The 17,023-nt window shown below is 37.4% G+C and carries 27 protein-coding genes; 11 read left to right on the top strand and 16 right to left on the bottom strand.

All coding sequences use genetic code 11. The features are described from left to right. Nucleotides 1-10: 10 nt before the first annotated feature. From AC01GB_RS01260 to AC01GB_RS01295, 8 genes are all read right to left on the bottom strand, one after another. Nucleotides 11-187 (bottom strand): hypothetical protein, encoded by a 177-nt coding sequence (locus AC01GB_RS01260; protein WP_474449914.1) that lies wholly within the window; start codon nt 185-187, stop codon nt 11-13. 15 nt (nt 188-202) lie between these two features. Beyond that, on the bottom strand, nt 203-643 hold the full coding sequence (locus tag AC01GB_RS01265; protein WP_474449915.1) for a single-stranded DNA-binding protein: 441 nt from the start codon (nt 641-643) through the stop codon (nt 203-205). Further along, nucleotides 595-1,215: a lambda exonuclease family protein gene (locus AC01GB_RS01270; RefSeq protein ID WP_474449804.1), complete on the bottom strand. Its 621-nt coding sequence runs from the start codon at nt 1,213-1,215 to the stop codon at nt 595-597. Before AC01GB_RS01270 ends, AC01GB_RS01265 begins: the two co-directional genes overlap by 49 nt. Beyond that, nucleotides 1,124-1,873 (bottom strand): Sak single strand annealing protein, encoded by a 750-nt coding sequence (locus tag AC01GB_RS01275; RefSeq protein WP_474449916.1) that lies wholly within the window; start codon nt 1,871-1,873, stop codon nt 1,124-1,126. The genes AC01GB_RS01270 and AC01GB_RS01275 overlap by 92 nt, the downstream gene beginning before the upstream one ends. Continuing rightward, nucleotides 1,870-2,118, bottom strand: coding sequence for a hypothetical protein (locus tag AC01GB_RS01280; RefSeq protein WP_474449779.1), 249 nt, complete (start codon nt 2,116-2,118; stop codon nt 1,870-1,872). Before AC01GB_RS01280 ends, AC01GB_RS01275 begins: the two co-directional genes overlap by 4 nt. A gap of 196 nt (nt 2,119-2,314) precedes the next feature. Further along, the gene (locus AC01GB_RS01285) at nt 2,315-2,635 is read right to left on the bottom strand and encodes a hypothetical protein (RefSeq protein WP_474449917.1); all 321 of its coding nucleotides are present in this window, start codon (nt 2,633-2,635) and stop codon (nt 2,315-2,317) included. Nucleotides 2,636-2,689: 54 nt separating this feature from the next. Further along, nucleotides 2,690-3,445, bottom strand: coding sequence for an antA/AntB antirepressor family protein (locus AC01GB_RS01290; RefSeq protein ID WP_474449918.1), 756 nt, complete (start codon nt 3,443-3,445; stop codon nt 2,690-2,692). Between the two features lie 63 nt (nt 3,446-3,508). Beyond that, nucleotides 3,509-4,285 (bottom strand): Rha family transcriptional regulator, encoded by a 777-nt coding sequence (locus AC01GB_RS01295; protein WP_474449919.1) that lies wholly within the window; start codon nt 4,283-4,285, stop codon nt 3,509-3,511. A 282-nt stretch (nt 4,286-4,567) separates the two neighbouring features. On the opposite strand from AC01GB_RS01295, the gene AC01GB_RS01300 reads away from it, so the two are divergent. Continuing rightward, complete coding sequence (locus tag AC01GB_RS01300; protein ID WP_474449921.1) at nt 4,568-4,981, top strand: CCDC90 family protein; 414 nt, start codon at nt 4,568-4,570, stop codon at nt 4,979-4,981. Between the two features lie 16 nt (nt 4,982-4,997). Here AC01GB_RS01300 and AC01GB_RS01305 read toward each other — a convergent pair whose 3' ends face one another. The 4 genes from AC01GB_RS01305 to AC01GB_RS01320 all read right to left on the bottom strand — a co-directional run bounded on the left by AC01GB_RS01305 (nt 4,998) and on the right by AC01GB_RS01320 (nt 8,840). Beyond that, complete coding sequence (locus AC01GB_RS01305; RefSeq protein ID WP_474449922.1) at nt 4,998-5,255, bottom strand: hypothetical protein; 258 nt, start codon at nt 5,253-5,255, stop codon at nt 4,998-5,000. A 490-nt stretch (nt 5,256-5,745) separates the two neighbouring features. Then, entirely contained in the window at nt 5,746-7,014 is a 1,269-nt protein-coding gene (locus tag AC01GB_RS01310; RefSeq protein WP_474449923.1) for a hypothetical protein, read from the bottom strand. Between the two features lie 266 nt (nt 7,015-7,280). Next, on the bottom strand, nt 7,281-7,622 hold the full coding sequence (locus AC01GB_RS01315; RefSeq protein ID WP_474449924.1) for a transcriptional antitermination N peptide: 342 nt from the start codon (nt 7,620-7,622) through the stop codon (nt 7,281-7,283). A gap of 516 nt (nt 7,623-8,138) precedes the next feature. Beyond that, nucleotides 8,139-8,840, bottom strand: a complete 702-nt coding sequence (locus AC01GB_RS01320) for an XRE family transcriptional regulator (RefSeq protein ID WP_474449925.1) — start codon at nt 8,838-8,840, stop codon at nt 8,139-8,141. A 129-nt stretch (nt 8,841-8,969) separates the two neighbouring features. Between AC01GB_RS01320 and AC01GB_RS01325 the strand changes: the two genes are divergently transcribed. Next, nucleotides 8,970-9,197, top strand: coding sequence for a transcriptional regulator (locus AC01GB_RS01325; RefSeq protein WP_290604188.1), 228 nt, complete (start codon nt 8,970-8,972; stop codon nt 9,195-9,197). Between the two features lie 153 nt (nt 9,198-9,350). Here the strand turns inward: AC01GB_RS01325 and AC01GB_RS01330 are convergent, their stop codons facing one another. Both AC01GB_RS01330 and AC01GB_RS01335 read right to left on the bottom strand, forming a co-directional pair. Further along, the gene (locus tag AC01GB_RS01330) at nt 9,351-9,662 is read right to left on the bottom strand and encodes a hypothetical protein (RefSeq protein ID WP_474449926.1); all 312 of its coding nucleotides are present in this window, start codon (nt 9,660-9,662) and stop codon (nt 9,351-9,353) included. 429 nt (nt 9,663-10,091) lie between these two features. Continuing rightward, nucleotides 10,092-10,430: a helix-turn-helix domain-containing protein gene (locus AC01GB_RS01335; protein ID WP_474449927.1), complete on the bottom strand. Its 339-nt coding sequence runs from the start codon at nt 10,428-10,430 to the stop codon at nt 10,092-10,094. Nucleotides 10,431-10,597: 167 nt separating this feature from the next. Here AC01GB_RS01335 and AC01GB_RS01340 point away from each other — a divergent pair, with 167 nt between their 5' ends. Beyond that, nucleotides 10,598-10,837 (top strand): YdaS family helix-turn-helix protein, encoded by a 240-nt coding sequence (locus AC01GB_RS01340; protein WP_474449928.1) that lies wholly within the window; start codon nt 10,598-10,600, stop codon nt 10,835-10,837. 129 nt (nt 10,838-10,966) lie between these two features. Here AC01GB_RS01340 and AC01GB_RS01345 read toward each other — a convergent pair whose 3' ends face one another. Together AC01GB_RS01345 and AC01GB_RS01350 are read right to left on the bottom strand one after the other, a co-directional pair. Then, a complete protein-coding gene (locus tag AC01GB_RS01345) occupies nt 10,967-11,278 on the bottom strand; it encodes a hypothetical protein (RefSeq protein WP_474449926.1) in 312 nt (103 codons plus the stop codon). A gap of 405 nt (nt 11,279-11,683) precedes the next feature. Further along, nucleotides 11,684-12,112 (bottom strand): helix-turn-helix transcriptional regulator, encoded by a 429-nt coding sequence (locus AC01GB_RS01350; protein WP_474449929.1) that lies wholly within the window; start codon nt 12,110-12,112, stop codon nt 11,684-11,686. Nucleotides 12,113-12,209: 97 nt separating this feature from the next. On the opposite strand from AC01GB_RS01350, the gene AC01GB_RS01355 reads away from it, so the two are divergent. From AC01GB_RS01355 to AC01GB_RS01390, 8 genes are all read left to right on the top strand, one after another. Continuing rightward, the gene (locus AC01GB_RS01355; protein WP_474449930.1) at nt 12,210-12,446 is read left to right on the top strand and encodes a transcriptional regulator; all 237 of its coding nucleotides are present in this window, start codon (nt 12,210-12,212) and stop codon (nt 12,444-12,446) included. Nucleotides 12,447-12,553: 107 nt separating this feature from the next. Beyond that, a complete protein-coding gene (locus tag AC01GB_RS01360; protein ID WP_474449931.1) occupies nt 12,554-12,919 on the top strand; it encodes a hypothetical protein in 366 nt (121 codons plus the stop codon). A gap of 221 nt (nt 12,920-13,140) precedes the next feature. Further along, complete coding sequence (locus tag AC01GB_RS01365) at nt 13,141-13,881, top strand: helix-turn-helix domain-containing protein (RefSeq protein WP_474449932.1); 741 nt, start codon at nt 13,141-13,143, stop codon at nt 13,879-13,881. Between the two features lies 1 nt (nt 13,882). Continuing rightward, nucleotides 13,883-14,734 (top strand): ATP-binding protein, encoded by an 852-nt coding sequence (locus tag AC01GB_RS01370; RefSeq protein WP_474449799.1) that lies wholly within the window; start codon nt 13,883-13,885, stop codon nt 14,732-14,734. Nucleotides 14,735-14,955: 221 nt separating this feature from the next. Further along, nucleotides 14,956-15,318 (top strand): helix-turn-helix domain-containing protein, encoded by a 363-nt coding sequence (locus AC01GB_RS01375; protein WP_474449801.1) that lies wholly within the window; start codon nt 14,956-14,958, stop codon nt 15,316-15,318. Between the two features lie 142 nt (nt 15,319-15,460). Next, entirely contained in the window at nt 15,461-15,850 is a 390-nt protein-coding gene (locus tag AC01GB_RS01380) for a recombination protein NinB (RefSeq protein ID WP_474449933.1), read from the top strand. 52 nt (nt 15,851-15,902) lie between these two features. Further along, the gene (locus AC01GB_RS01385; protein ID WP_474449712.1) at nt 15,903-16,562 is read left to right on the top strand and encodes a metallophosphoesterase; all 660 of its coding nucleotides are present in this window, start codon (nt 15,903-15,905) and stop codon (nt 16,560-16,562) included. A 76-nt stretch (nt 16,563-16,638) separates the two neighbouring features. Next, complete coding sequence (locus AC01GB_RS01390) at nt 16,639-16,995, top strand: RusA family crossover junction endodeoxyribonuclease (RefSeq protein WP_474449935.1); 357 nt, start codon at nt 16,639-16,641, stop codon at nt 16,993-16,995. The last annotated feature ends 28 nt before the right edge of the window (nt 16,996-17,023 follow it).

The following is a 17,023-nucleotide window of genomic DNA, read 5'->3' on the forward strand; positions in this document are numbered from 1 at the left end:
TGAAATTAGTTTATTTCTTAACGCAAATCGATTTGGCGTTGATATCCTTGAAAGTTTCAAATTCCTGCTCAAACTGTTTAGCAGCGAATTGACACATATTTTCAGTATCAAATTCCTGTGTATGAACACTTGCAAAGTTGCTTGATGCATAAGGGCTGGCGTACATGGCCAGGATTAAAATCCACATGATGGGCTCCTGTGTCTAAAAGGGGATATATTCGTCTTCAAAATCAGTTTGATGAATAGCGTTACTGTTTGGCTGGTTAGTGGTTGGCAGATTCGGTCTACTTTGACTTTCCTGCGGTTTTCTTTCTTTCCGGTTGCTCAATATTTCAACGTCATTGACTAAAAATTCGGGTGATATCCTTTGCTGACCGGATTTATCTGTCCATTTATTTTCCTTGTAGGCGGCAGTGACACGAACAAATGTGCCTTTTTGTGCATAATTATTGATATATTCGGCTATTTGCTTAAATGCCTTGCAGTTTATCCATGTGGTGTCATCAATCCATTGACCGCTGTTGTCTTTTCTTGATTTGCTGATAGCGAGAGAAAATACGGATATGGGATTTTTATCCTGGGTATAGCGGACTTCTAATTTTCCGATGCGTCCGGTAAAGTGACACTGATTCTGGTTTGCCATGATGCCTCCACTTTTTGATTAATTCTGTTGATTTCTGATTTTAATTTTTCAATAAAAATTTGAACGGCCTGTTCAATCTCGTTAACTAAATCATCATCCTTGATAATTCGGGTTTTATAGTAAGCAAGGTTGGGGGGAAGTCTGTCATCATAGCTGACAAAATCGCACCAGTTTCTGCCTGTGCACATCATTTGGCCGTGCATTTGTAACAGGTATTCGTATTTAGGTTTTCCTGTAATAATGGTTTCAATGTGGGTAGTGGTGTTGGGGCATTTAATTTCGATAAGTCCATCATCATTAACCAGGCCATCAGGACTGGCGCCAAATAGCGCAATAGTCGGGTGGGGAATAAAGCCTACTTCGGTGACCGTGACATCAAACTCATTAAGGCAATATCGTGTTCTGGCTTGAGGCTCGAGGGCAATGCCTCGTTCAATCGCCTGACTGGTTTTAATTTCTTCTCGTCGTCCGGTCAGGGTTTCACAGACTAACAGCATGAGGTAGTTTCGTTGTGTTGTCCCCTTGCCTTTGGATAACACCTTGTGTAAATTGCTGGCGGTGACTTTCCCCAGTCTTGCCTGAAACCATTCGTCCGTTTTCTGCTTCATGATGAGCCTCATTTTTCATTGCAATATTGCGATAAATCGCCATTTTGTTTTCTTCGCCAATAATTTCTTTCTCTTCTAGTGTTAACTGTTGCCAATGGGTTTTCATCGACTCAACACCCCCTTTTGCTGCGGTTTTTAATTCCTTGATTAATTGCTCGTAACGGGCTTTTTGTTGTGCCTGTTCTTGTTGTATCACGACTTTTTCCTGTTCGGGTAAATCTTCACCGGCATAGATATAAAACCCTAATCCAAACATCGAAATGGCTTTAGTGAGGCAACGCATCAGCGCTTTGTTGATATCAACGGCGTTAGGGTTAGAAATCGCCTGATTCCGGTAATCCATAACGGGTAACCACATTTTGCGGGGAAATTCGTTATCACCCTGTTTAATGGTGAGGGTTAATGACACCATGGCACTGCCATCATCGTTATAGTTCATGGGTTCAATGACATAGTAAGATTCTGGGTAGTGTGCCATTAATACGCCCCACGCCCATGCCCATGAGAGATAAGAAAGTCCGTTTTTCTTTTCTATTTTTTCGTTAACATTAATGGCAGAAAGCGTTTCCCAAACTTGCTGTTGAAAACTTTTTTCTTTTTCGGTATGTTGTATTTCGCTCATAGATATTTCCTCTTAGGCGCTCGAATTGCTTTGTATCGATGAATGTGCTCATTTTTGAAATGGTCAAACAGCGCCTGCCAGATATCGTCAAAATCCTCATTACTGAGTTTTCTCATGACGGATGAAGGTAGGCAGTCATAAACAGGCTGGACAAGTTCGCTGATTTCGTCGTCCAGTCTGTCTTCCCAATAAGCAATTTCTTGCTGTTGTTCGTACCCGTAATCTTGCATGGCGTAAGGGTTCATATCACTTCCTATCTTGCTAACAATAAAACGAGGCTTGCCAACGCGATGATTAGCAAGGTGGGGATGATTTTTATGGAATCTTTTTTAACGAAACTGTCACTATTTAAGACGTAGCGAAGCTCCTGCTGTTTAAGCTGGTTCATGTTTTTAACCCTTAATTGATATTCAGATGTGATTAATTTGTAGAATCCGGTCTTTATTCGTCCGTTTTCTTTGATTGATGCTTGAGTAGTGCCTGTGTTGCTCTGCGGTGGCGACGATGCGCGTTATAGAGTTCACGCTTTTTCTTCATTAACGCCCTATAGTGGCGATTTGTATATTTGATGACGCCTTCGTATTCCGGTTTTTCTGGGCTAAGTGAACCACAATGTGCTCTGGGGTCGCCATTTTTAATCAAATATTGACGTATGGCCGAATGATAAATATCTTTCAGCGTCACGATGGCTTTTTCACAGGCAAAAATATCTTTGGATGCGGCAATGATACGCGCGATAATAACGTCCTGATTCATTGTCATCTTAGGCCACCTGACTATATTTGTTGTGAGTGAATTCACCGTTCCAGTCTTTTTTCATGGGTAGCTTACCTTTGAGGTATTGGTGATATAGCCATGAAGCCCCCTTTTTAGCAGAACGATTTTGTAACACTGACGTTGCCCGTAATCGTTTGTCATGATGAAGGGGGATTCGGTTAAATATTTATCTCTTGCATAAGAATGCACACGCCAGACATGAGACTTGTAGATATCCTTTTCTGCATCGTAGAGAAAATGACGCTCCTGTAGAAAAAGGTTGACTTGATTAATGTTTACGCCATTAAGCTGTTTGCAAAACTGGACAGGTGACATGCCCACCTGGAACAGGTTTTTCAAACTATCGATTTCGGTTTGCTGTTCTTTATTAACTAACGATAAGTGTTGAACCTTTTCGGCCATTTCAGCGGCAAGCCTTAGCGCTTCAGGAAGTGTTTGTGGAATAACATGGGTAGCCGTTTTTGCCTGTCTTTCACATTCAATAAAATACAGTCTGGCCTGTTTACCTTTTTCGTTACGTTCAACCATTGAAAGTTCTTTTGCCATATCGAGGGAAATTGCGTATTCTTTAAGCATTTGCTGTCTAGAATTCGCGCTCCCCGAAATTGGGGAGCTCAAATTTTCTACAATTATGTAGTCCTGATTTTCAATAAATCCATATTGCTTAATTCTGTCTTTTATCCATGTGGTAAAATCTTTACCGATTTCCAAAAACGCATGTAAATCACGTGCATTAACGGTCTGGATTAATGCGCCGTTGATGTTTTTTGTTTCGATGTTGATTAAATTTGACATAAGGATATCCCTCAAAGTTAATTGATTAATGATTGCCCCTGTAAAAAGGGGCGTTAGGATTATTTAGTTACGTTGGAGGAAATGGGTGAGTTCCGCTTTATGCCAGTTTGATAGCGCACCATTTAGCATTAGCTGATTATCCTGTGTAGCCTGAGATAACAAAGTTTCTATCTCAGCAATAACTTTATCGGCATTTTCACGTTTGCGGATAATTCGTTTAATCGCTGTTTTTTCTGCATCGGCTATCACATCTTGTAGATGGTCTGTCGCATGCCAGATACGTTCACATTCTGTAGCGATAGAAGGGACTAGCCGAACTTCCATCGGATAAGGTGAAGGAATACCTGTCACTTCCCTTAATGCATACCAGATAGCATTATTCCATGCATCCCTGAAACGAAAGTTTTGTGTCATGAGTGCAATGATACGGGCGAGATTTTGGGTATCTTTGTTGCTGAACTTTTCGTGAGCTTCAGGGTGGGGTTGGTATTTTGGTGCAGAATGTAGCTCTGATTCCATGCGGTTAAATTCAGCAATGTAGGCTTCTTTAAATTGCGCTGCTTTTTTTCCAGAAAATCCCATTACAAGAAATACGAAGCCATCTTTGGTCATATGATAAATTTTTGATTCACGAATTGCTCCACTTCCGATCTCAGCCTGAAAAACCATCTCCTCAAAATTGAGGGAATGGAATTCTGGAGAACAATCAAGTGATATAATAGCTCGAATTACATTATCGTGACGTTTACCGAAGTGATCAGCAACATCTTTAGAAGTAGTTACGGTTTTACCATTGTGGATAATAACTTTTGGATTAATGATAGAAAGTTGGTTATTCATTTTTAATGTCCTTCTAGATTGTTCACAAAGCCCATTGTTCATATGGGCGGTCGGGCACTTGAACACCGCTAGAAGACGGCCAACAGTTTTTCCCAAAGGGTGTTGTATATACTGTTCGCTACCCGACCATAACAATCTATGGACGTAAAAAAACCGCATTACTTTCGGGCGCGGTATCCGCTTCTAGGGTGTGTTCAGCACCTTATAGAAACTATAGCGCATGATTTCTTCTTCCGTCAATGGTTAATGTTGAGTTATACTTACCAAAAAGGAGGATTTCCTATGGGTCAGGTTGCATTTGATACATTAAAATTTGTTGAAACGCTTGAAGGTGCTGGTTTACCTAAAGATCAGGCTAAAGCTATATCTCTGGCTGTCCGTGAATCACATGAAGCGGTTGACGTGGCAACCAAGAGAGATTTAGGCGATGTTCGTAAAGAAATAGACGGCAGATTTGACAAAGTTGATACTCGCTTCGAGAAAATTGAGTCTCAAATAGCTGATGTTCGCAAAGACTTATCTGCTGAGATTTCTAACGTCCGCAAAGACATGGAAATAGTCCGTAAAGATTTATCTTCTGAGATAGCTCTAGTCCGTAAGGATGTTGAACATATTGCTAATGGACTACTTTTAAAACTTGGTGGTGTAATCGTTGTGACTATTAGTGCGGCAACGGCAATACTAAAATTTTTCTAATCCCTGTGTTGCAGGTTCAAATCCTGCACAGCCCGCCAATTTCCCAGTATATCTTCATCAGTCTTAAATTATCTTTTTTAAGACGCTTATTTTCTTTTGTTAAGCACTGTATAATTTCTTTGAAAGTTTTTGTTTCCATGTCGTCGTCATCACGAATATCAATGCTGCTTAAGTATTTCGCATCGCTCAAATTACGACTGCCATTAGTCACCCCAACCAAATTTCCCATATTTGGGTGTTTTGCCGTTACAATGAGTGGATTGTCTAGTTTCATGATGTATATTCCTCCTAAATACAAATAAGTTTTAGTGATGTGTGCTGGGTGCCTCCCAGTGTCCGATTACAGTCATGACGGACGGGTAAATACAATCAAACTACTATATCTAGCTAAAAGTTAGATTATATAGCGGTGACTGTCCCGCGAGCGCATAGCCGCATTCACACACCCTGAAATTGATTTGATTGCCTGATTATTTTGCCACTTCAGGCGGCAGTGGTTCTTCACATTCCCCAACGTGAAGGAATCGGTTATAATTCAATCTTCCCGACGTGAGAAGGATTTATGTGACGATGCTTTATTTAAAAGAAAAATGATTTTATTGCCTGATATTTCTGGCGCGTCAGGCGTTGTAGCCTGTTAACAATTAGCGGTTACTCCAAAGTTTGATTTAGGGTTAGAATGTAGGTAATAAAAAAACCCTCGGGGAGGGTTATCCTTATTTTTTATAGTGATAGTAGGAGAGATTCTTATTTATCAATAAATGTTATTTCAAGGAATCATCTAACTTATCTTTTGAAAATAGTTTTAATTCTTCAATAATCTTTTCGTAGTCTATTGGTGTATGTTTTACTTTATTATTATATAATCTTATTGGATTATCGCCCAAGTTAACAATAGCAATTTCCAATAATTTTTTTTGCAAATCTGGCGATATTTCCTGAGTTTGTTTTTTGTATCCTTCAAACGCCATTGCTGAAGAATACTTATAAGCGTAGTCTTCACGAATTATGGTTTGGTATGTGCTTTTTCTACTTGTAATCCATGCAAGCCATATTAATGGAGACATAACAGAAATTCGTGTTATAAAATGGATTGAAAACATGTCATTATGGTAACTTGAATTAAAAATATTCCATAAACAATAAAATATAACAATTAATACAGTGTAAGTAATGCTGTCTAATAACCAAATACCTTTCGTGATTTCATCTTTTCTCCTTTTGAATGAACCTGCCATGCTTGCACGGTTTGCATCATTAATTATTTTCTGTATTTCAGAATGTTGAATTTCGAATTGTCTTTCATTCCTGTTAATTATTTCAGCTAAAGTTGATTTATTTTTATCAAAAAGATTTTTCTGTTCCTCTATTTCTTTAAGTTGTTCATTAATCAATTGCTGATTGCTCTGAATTAACTGTAATGTTTCTTCAGAGCTTTCTTTTAGTTCTGTTATTGATTCTGTTTCTTCTGAGCACTGGTTTAATTTTTCGGAAATGCTGTTTCTATTTTCTTCAATTTCTTGATTCAGGGATTTTATATTCTCAAGAATTTCTTCAATATCACTAATTTCATTCTCGAATGATTTTAATTTACTGGCTTTGTTTAATAGCTCATCATATTCTTCGTTTTTTATTTTTAAATCAGTAATATTTTCAGCCAAAATCGCAAGTTCTGACTCTGATCTATAACCAAATTCAACTAAGTTATGGTAAGTGATTTTTACAATATAATTTGCCATTAGAATATCTTTAAGCAAACTATTATTAGTAATAGTTTCTAAATTTAAATTTTTATTCAATTTAGTGATAAATCTGTTTGCAAAACTTTGTGAAAGTAGAATTTCTTTTGATTTGTGAGAATTCAGATCTAAATTGTTTAATCTTTCAACCAATCCATATAATTCATCTAAAGCTTGTGAACAAAAAATTTCATCTTTGTTGATTGACAATACTTTATTTTTTAATTTAGTTATATTTGATTTTATATTACTTGAGCTAACTGTCATTTCAGTTCCTTGTTTTTTAAGGCCCAATTTAATACATCATAAAGAAGCCATTTTTTAGATAGTATCTGAACACCATCGTTACAAACAGGTTTAGGGAAGTCTTTTTCTAACATTATTTTATCTTTAAGCGCAATATAATTAACGCCAAGTATCGATGATAGATAGGATAGATTACATTCAATTTTGTTATTTTTAAGCATGAATAGTAGAGCATTTATGAATATTTCATCTTTAACTATATAATTTTTTCTCATATGAGACCTCGAAACTAATTAAGTATATGACGTATAATCTTAACAATTAGCGGTTACTCCAAAGTTTGATTTAGGTTTATTGTTAAACCGTCTAGAAGTGTACAAAGCTGCAATAGGAAGACAGCAGTTATCAAATGCGTCATAAACTTTAGTAGGACGAATTGATATTGCTATTTCAACACGACTCATCACTTTTCTTTTTAGAGAAAGAACAGGGCGTTTAGTGTTTGGTGTAGTTTGTTGCTGAGAGGGTTTACCTGGATTTAAGGCTGCTTTCAATGCCATATTAAGTGCTTTGTTATATTCATAAGCTGCTTGCCTGGCTCTTCTACGCTCATGTCGACGACTACGAGCATTATCATAACCATGAAAGTTACACATATTACCTCCTACAATGGGTTTTGGTGGTGTGTGCCGGAGGTATCCGGATTATATTTACAGTCATATTGGTAGTTCCCTGGTGTTGGTTTTTAACTTAATGACTGTATTTTGGTTATTTCACACACCCCAAAACCGACTGTTTGGGTGTTGTAGGGTTCGCTTTTTCAGCGAAAGGGTGTTAAAGAGCGGTACTGCTTAACTGTCGTCACTTGCCTTCATGTTCGTACGCCTCAGGCTGGCTACTTAGCAACGTCTGGCTAGGCTTAAGATAACTCGTGGTATTGTCTGGCGTTTGCCTGTTGCAGTGAGTTGATGGGGTAATAATAGGTTTTTCTATTTTAATTGTCAATCGTAAAAACGATTAAAGTTAATAATTTTGAATAACTAAATGATAATATAGTGTTTTTTTATCTGAAAAACGATTGTCGTTAATTTTGAAATGAAAAGTAGATTTGGAATATATAAATTAATTGAAGGCTACTAAATGCCCACTTGGATAGTGGGTTAATTATATGTTTAATCGATTTTACCTGCTACATAGTAGATTTTCCCTATTATTAGTAGCTCTGATGCAGAAACGATCAATTCTGGGTAATCATCAGATTTATAATTTTTTAATTTGATTTTATTTTCAGGCAAGCTGTAAAGTGCGCGTATCATAAATACACCACCATAAGATACTAAATAAATCTTACCATTTTTAATATCTTTTATGCTCGTATCCAGTACAACGGTAGAGTTTTCTTGAATAATCGGTGACATGCTGTCATCAGGTGCAATTATTGATATTGAATCTTTAATTGAGCTTCTGGTTTCTTCAACTATATTTTTAGGTATTAAAAACATAGAATAAGTGTCCTTTTCACCCCTAACGCTAGGGGAAAGCACCCACTCAATGCGGTTATATAATTTTAGTTTGACAACATTATTATCTTTTTCATCAGTTTTACTCTTGTCCGTGTAATGCGATACAGAATCAATAATTAATTGATTATTAGATTTAATACCGTGAGCTTTCATCGTTCCAATACCATCTGAAAGCCATTCTGGATTAACATCTAAAACTTTTGCTATTTTTATTAGTTTTTTTGTTCCTAATGCGCCGCCACTCGTCAGTCGCCATACGCTTGATTGAGCCATTCCAACAGCTTTAGCTAAAGCGCCTTGACTGAATCCTTTTTCTTGCATTGCTTGCTTGAGTCTCTCTGAAAAGCTCACCTAAATAACCCCACGAAGATATTTGATCAAATAATATCGCATTAACGATATATACGCAAAATAGCAAATACGATTGACAGTTTATTAATTGATTCTTATAATCGGTTTTATCTATAGGAGATTCGATTAATGAAAAATTATGGAATAGAAACTGCTATTAAAATAGCCGGAAGTCAGAAAGCATTAGCAAAAAAATGCGGATTGGCTCAATCGACTATTTGTGATTGGTTAAATGGTAAAAAACCAGTATCTCCCAAATCTGTACCTGATTTAGTTGAAGTCACAGGAGGTACAGTTCCAGCTTATCGTTTTAGACCTGATTTACCAAAGTTATTCCCTCATCCTGAAAGTGAATAATAAATAATTACGATTTTTAGTACCACCGCTCTTTAACAACCTGGCCTCCCTGAAATTGGGAGATTTTTAAATTCCCAGCCCATCGGGAGGGATAACTATTATCTGAAACTTATGGACTAAGTTTAGGATAGTATTGCTGCAAAGACTATCAAATTATTTCGTCTGTATGATATTTGATTTGCTTGTGTTTGAGTATTTTCTTACAGAATAGAGATAAGTATTGGGTAAGCAACAGTTATCAAATGAAGGCTGAGGCTTTTTGTTTTTTAGATTGAGAGTGAGTGATGCAATCGTATTAACGGTGTCATCTTGCTTGTTGAATATGGAATCAAGGATTTGCTCTGTAGAACGTGGCTTAGGTTTCGCTTCGTATTCAGCGCGTTTTCTATCCCAGAATGCCATTTGTTTTGCCAGGCGACGAGATTTAGCATTGTCTTTTTTAGGTTTAAAGATAATGGTTGCCATTTTGTTCCTCCTAAATAAGTTTTAGTGGTGTGTGCCGAATGTTTTCGGTTTGTATGCACAGTCTGTTTATTCCCTGGTGTAGAAACGAGATTTGACTGTTTTGTTATATTCACACACCCCAAAACTCACTTGGTGGTGTTGCTCTAACGCTTATTCAGAGCTTGATTCCAGTATGTTAAAGAGCGAGATGACTTAATTACTGATGACTACACTTGCCTTCATGTTCGTACGCCTCGGGCTGGCTACTTAGCAACGTCTGGCTAGGCTTAAGATAACTCGTGGTATTGTCTGGCGTTTGCCTGTTGCAGTGAGTTGATGGATAAAGTAAATCATAGATTTACTATTATTGTCAATCTAAAATTTATTTAATCTGTTTTAGAAACAAAAAAACCGCAAAATATGGCGGCTTCTTTGAAGGATAGGATTTTTTTATTTTGAATCGGTTAATCTATTGCTTTCGTCTTTACTTCTACGCTTAATATATTCTTCGACAAATTTATCTAATTCTTTAAGCCTCAATTTAAAAGCAGAAAGCATAGTTTCTTGCTCATTTAGAGGTAATTGATTGAAAATATCTAATAGTTCCTTTTCGTTTTGGCGTAATCCCTGTCGTTCATCAACTTCTTCTCCATATAACCATTCTAGGGAAACGCCAGCAGCTTCAGCTATTGATATAGCAGAATTTCTACTTATATTACCCTTTACGAACCACGCGTTTACGGCTTGCCTACTTACTCCGGCTATTTTAGCCATTTCAGATTTAGACATGCCTCTATCATTTAATTCTGTCAGTCTCCTAACTAGAGGAGATTCTGATATTTTTCTTGTATTCATAAACAGCATTGTAAACTTTAACTTTATATTATCAATAAATTAAAGATTGACTTAATATGTAAGCCTATGCTTTACTATAGTTGCCTAATAAGGAGTTTGATATGACAGCACTTGAAGTTGCCATAAAAAAAGCAGGATCTGTTAGAAAGCTTGGAGCAATGATCGGAGTTTCAGGAATGGCTGTTAGCAGTTGGAGAATTAAGTACCAAGGAATAGTTCCTGCAAAACGGGTACTTCCCATACATTATGCTACAGGGTTCTTCCCCATGAACTTCGTCCAGATCTTTACCCAAACCCAACAGACGGTATCCCTGCTGATAAGCAAAATGCCATCTAAGTAACACCGTTCTTTAACATTTTGGCCTCCCTGAAATTGGGAGATTTTAAATTCCCAGTCCATCGGGAGGGATAACTATTATCTGAAACTTATGGACTAAGTTTAGGATAGTATTGCTGCAAAGACTATCAAATTATTTCGTCTGTATGATATTTGATTTGCTTGTGTTTGAGTATTTTCTTACAGAATAGAGATAAGTATTGGGTAAGCAACAGTTATCAAATGAAGGCTGAGGCTTTTTGTTTTTTAGATTGAGAGTGAGTGATGCAATCGTATTAACGGTGTCATCTTGCTTGTTGAATATGGAATCAAGGATTTGCTCTGTAGAACGTGGCTTAGGTTTCGCTTCGTATTCAGCGCGTTTTCTATCCCAGAATGCCATTTGTTTTGCCAGGCGACGAGATTTAGCATTGTCTTTTTTAGGTTTAAAGATAATGGTTGCCATTTTGTTCCTCCTAAATAAGTTTTAGTGGTGTGTGCCGAATGTTTTCGGTTTGTATGCACAGTCTGTTTATTCCCTGGTGTAGAAACGAGATTTGACTGTTTTGTTATATTCACACACCCCAAAACTCACTTGGTGGTGTTGCTCTAACGCTTATTCAGAGCTTGATTCCAGTATGTTAAAGAGCGAGATGACTTAATTACTGATGACTACACTTGCCTTCATGTTCGTACGCCTCGGGCTGGCTACTTAGCAACGTCTGGCTAGGCTTAAGATAACTCGTGGTATTGTCTTGGCGTTTGCCTGTTACAGTGAGTTGATGAGATTAATTAAATCAAAGAGTTTTAATTTTGTCAACCCTAGGTTTATTTATGAGGAGTGGTTTTTAGGAGAGATTGAGGATTATGTTTAGATTTTTTTTATACCTCTTTTGGCCATTAACTCATTTAATATTTTATCATAGTGAATCTTTACTCCTTGAATTTCTTTAAAAAACTTGCTTGCTTCTGATTCGGGTAATGACCGAAAAATATCAATTAGTTCTGATTCATGCTCTGTTAATAATTTTAAACCTTTTTTTTCATCTTCCGAAGGTAAAGGGTACGTATCATCACCAAATAACCATTCTATAGAGACATTAAGTGACTTTGAAATCTTTAATGCACTTTCTTTGCTTATCTTGCCTTTTTTGTTGCCTCTAAACCATTTATAAACGGCTTGTGGCGATACTTGGCATATGCGAGCTAAATCAGCTTGCTTAATACCTTTTCTTGTCAAAAGTTGTTCTAGTCTTGTTGCAACGATTTCGTTGGCATTTAAGTTATTTTCTTTTTTCATACTATAAGTATAAACCTAAAGGTTATAAACCAAAATGACCTTTAGGTTGACAAATTAATAAACCAAAGGTAACTTATTTAGTTGATTAGGAGGTACCATGAACGGATTACAAAAAGCTATTTTAGAAATGGGCAGTAGTAAATCTTTAGCTCAAAATCTTGGCTTATCGCAAATGTCAATAAGCAAATGGAAAAATAAGTATAAAGGTCGTGTACCTGTCAATCGTGTATTAGCCATTTACGAATTAACAGGAATAACTCCCCACGAGTTACGTCCTGATATTTACCCAAACTCAACAGATGGTATCCCTGCTAATAAGCAAAATACTCTCTGAGTAACCCCGTTCTTTAACATTTTGACTCGCTCTGAATAAGCGTTAGAGCCACCACAACCTCATAGAAATATCGAGGTAGGGAATTTTATTACTTAAGGATTATAACCATGGAATATTCAAATACTATCAAAATCACCTGCAAACCTGAGCATTTAGAATCTTACTTCTACCAGAAGATGGCTTCGGAAGGCGGTAATAACGGGTTTGCCAAATCACTAGGGATTCACCCATCAACAGCGAGTCGGGATAAAACCAGAATATTTAAATTAGCCTGTCAGGTGGTCTCAGAATACGGCTTGCCAAGGCATGTGGTGAATGTGCCTGATTCATCGACACAGGAAGTTGTTATTACAAATATATCAGGTGAAGAAATACGCAAGCTGATTGATATGTTGGAGCATTTGAGATTGCCAAAAAAAGAAGCTCCAGAGTTAAAAAACAATGGAGCTTGCAAATATCATATCGAACTTTGAGTTTAGTTAGTATTTCAAGGAGAAGGGAAACGCCGAATTTCCCTTTTTTCTTTCAATTTCAGCGAGGTCATTATGCCAAAAAAACGCCGGTTTATCAATAAAAACCATGAAGAAAGGTTGTACCCAGATAGCCCCGATGGGCTATTGGTTGCTGCATCTAAAAACAAGCGTTTCGCACATCGATTTGTATCAGAGTTTAAGAATTTAAGGGAGAGCACTCAATGAGTATGACACTGATGGTTCAAGCCATGAAAATGAAAGTCGGTAGTACTGCCAGAAAACTAGTACTCCTAAAATTAGCTGATAATGCGAATGACAAAGGTGAGTGCTTCCCTTCATACCAACACATTGCTGAACAATGCGAAATGAGTCGCAAAACTGCAATTGGACATATTGATGCGTTGTGTGAAATGGGGTTAGTGAAAAAAATTCATCGAGGCGGAGAAAAAGGGAATTTAAGCAATATTTATAAGTTAAATTTAGATGGTGTAGAAATTACACCACCTAGTGTAAAAATGACACCAGAGGTAGTGAAAAAATTACACCACCCTAGTGTAACAGTTACACCACCCCCTGGTGTAAATATTACACCCAGAATCAGTCACTCTTTTGAACCAGTCATTGAACCTAAAGATCTTAACACCCCAAATGCGGTTGAAAAAATTCCTCGTTATGCGTTTGAAGGTGAAGTCATTCGACTCAATCACAAAGACTTCGCTGATTGGCAAAAACTTTACCCTAATCTCGATCTGCCCAGTGAATTACTGAGGCTGGATATTGAGTATCAACACGAAAAACCGAAGAAGTGGTTTATCATCACGAGTCAGAAACTGAATTACCAGAACAAACAGGCTATTAAACAGGCTGTAAGAAATCCTGTTCGAAAGGTTTCAGGTATGGTGACTAATTTTTCGCATTTTGATTATGGTCAAACCGAAATTCCCTCATGGGCAGAGGTTTAACATGGACTATCGAACAAAAATCGAATCATTGAAAACTCGGTTGGAAGAAACACGTCAAAAACCGAAAGTGATAGAAAATACTGTCGTGCAGGAGATAACTATCACTTGTGAGAAACACGGAGAATATCAAACCTACAAGCGAAAATTGTTGAGTTTGAGAGGGATAGAAACACAAGGTGAATGTCCTGAATGCCTGAGAGAAAAAATAACAGCGCTAGAGCAGGAGCAGCGGGCGGTTGAGCGCAAGCGAGTTCATCAGGACAAACTTGATTTACTAAGATTGTTCAATGTTCCGAAACGGTTTGATATGGCTTCTTTGGATAACTATGAACCTGTCAATAGTTACGCCAGACAGTGTTTAGCTGTTTGTAAGTCCTATGCTGCAAAATGGCCTGAAAGATTGAAACAGGGGGGCGGATTGGTTATGTGTGGTAAGCCAGGGACAGGGAAAAACCATTTGGCAATTGGAATAGGGAAATCGATTATCGAAAACTTCATGGCTTCGGTCAGGCTGACATCAGCAATTAAAATTGCCCGAAATTTTAAGGCGACGTGGGCGAAGGATTCAGAAGAACGTGAGTCAGATGTGATCGAAATGTACGCTTCACCAGACCTGCTTATCATCGATGAGGTGGGTGTCCAATTCGGTAGTGATGTAGAAAAAATGATTTTATTTGAAATTATTAACTGTCGTTATGAAGACTTAAAGCCAACGATATTAATTAGTAATTTGCCCAAGGAAGAATTAGCAACCTTTGTTGGCGAGCGAGTTATGGACAGGATGAATGACGGAGGGGGTTGTACACTCACGTTCACTTGGGAAAGCTACCGTTCACGCAAAAAAGCCGCTTAGTCTTACGCTTAAATTATTCGTATCAGGACCCCCAATGAAATACCAAATCGAAGCAACCATTGTTAAAAATGGTGGCGAACCTGTTCATTTTAACTTTAATGAAAGATTAGTTAAATAGAAATTAATTAACAGAATTTAGTTGATTATTTTTTTTAATGTAAACATAATGACGTGTGAGTATAAATAATTTTTACTCAACTGGTTAGATTAGAGGTTAAATTATGTTAACACCGTTTGGTAAAATTGTAAGAATAATGCGTATGGATTTAGGTATTAACTTGAAATGCATGGCTGAATCTATTGGTATGACATCTTCTTATCTTTCCTCAATCGAAACGGGCAAAAGAGCTATTACGCCGCAAATTTTAGATAATATTGTCTCATACCTTGCTAAAAATGAAGAAGAGTCAATCAACCTGAGAAAGGCAGCAAGAGATTCCCAGCAATCGGTGGAGATAAGTTTGTCTGGCAAAAGTACCAATGCAAGAAAGGCCGCTATGTCTTTCGCTAGAAAGTTTGATGACTTAAACGAAGATGATTTTGCTAGACTTTTAAATTTACTTAATAGGAATAAACACAAGTAATAGGGAGATTCAAACTTTGAGCGGTTCTGTATACAAAGTGCCTATCTTGAGCCGAATGGAAATTCGTAACTTCACAGATACAATTAGACAAAAGGTAAAAATTTCAGGTGCATAAAAATGAGATAATAGGCAGGAGGCGCATTTGGAAGACAAACTACTCTTCCACGAATCAACGAAACAATCCGTCTGGCAAACACTAAAAGCTGTTCTCGCAACAAAGCAACCGCATCAACTCATCATTAAGCCTTACCGAAAAACTCGCTCACTCTCTCAAAACTCACTTTTTCACCTGTGGACAGGGGAGATAAGCAAGTATTTGTGTGCTAACGGCGCTCACTTCACACCTGAGCAAGTGAAGGAAATGCTTAAGCACACATTTCTTGGCTATGAAGTGGTCGAGCGTATTGATGTGACCACACAGGAGCCAGAGCGTGTCAGAGTGCTCAGGAGGACATCAAAGCTTGATACGGGGGAAATCATGTCTTTATGCAAAAAGTGGAATGCTGGGCGATTGGCATCGGTTGTTTCGTGACAATACCGGAAAGCTCGGAGTATATGAAATTAAAAAAGTAGCAGGATAAATAATGACAACTTTAAACGATGCAGTTTATCAGCGAATCGATGGTGATCAATATCGTCACATTTATGCCGTAGGTGACTTGCATGGCTGCTATGCGTTACTAATGGAAAAAATACAACATTTTGATTTTGATGAAGAAAAAGATTTGATTATATCTGTTGGTGATTTAATAGATAGGGGTGATCAGAATGTTGAGTGTCTTGATCTATTAAATGAGAAATGGTTTAAGGCAGTTCGTGGTAATCATGAAGAAATGGCTATTAATGCATTGAAAACAGGCGATCTTGACGGTTGGATATATAACGGTGGCCAATGGTTTTTTATGCTTGATTATGAACAGGAAATATTAGCAAAGACATGTTTAAAATTAGCCGAAAAATTACCTCTCATTATTGAATTAAATGTTAATAACAAAAAAATAATCATTGCTCATGCTGACTATCCTGATGATGAATATGAATTTGGAAGGGATATTAATGAAATCGATGTTGTCTGGAGCAGGGATAGAATTAGCAAAAGGGAAAGTAGAGAAATTAAAGGCGCTGACCTTTTTATATTCGGGCATACTCCATTAATTAAAGGTTCTTGGCGTAGAAGCAATCAAGAATACATAGATACAGGGGCAGTATTTGGTAACGAACTGACATTAAAGAAAATAAAATGAATGCGTTATTAATAATATCTCTCGTTGTTTTCTGCATTATTTTTTGGTTATTAATCGCATTTGGAAACTTATAATATTGGAAAAATTTAAAATCACCGTTCCTTTCCCTCCTTCCGTAAATCACTACTGGTATCACGCAAAACACAAACACTTCATCACCGCAAAAGGGAGATTATACCGCCAGTCGGTAGTTGCAGAAATCCTGCATCAAAAGCTTTGTAAGCGATTATCGCAACGTTTAGGGGTTGAGATAGGGGTGTATCCACCTGACCGTCGTAAGCGAGATTTAGATAACCTGATGAAAGCACCGATTGATGCACTCTGTCATGGTGGGTTGATAATTGATGATGCTCAGATAGATGTGTTGCACGTTGAGCGAAAGGAAATCATTAAGGGCGGGAAACTGGTTATCACCATTTGGGAATTAGCGTAATCAAGAAACCAACATTCAACGCAGGGCA

It is taken from the genome of Candidatus Arsenophonus phytopathogenicus (assembly GCF_056113345.1).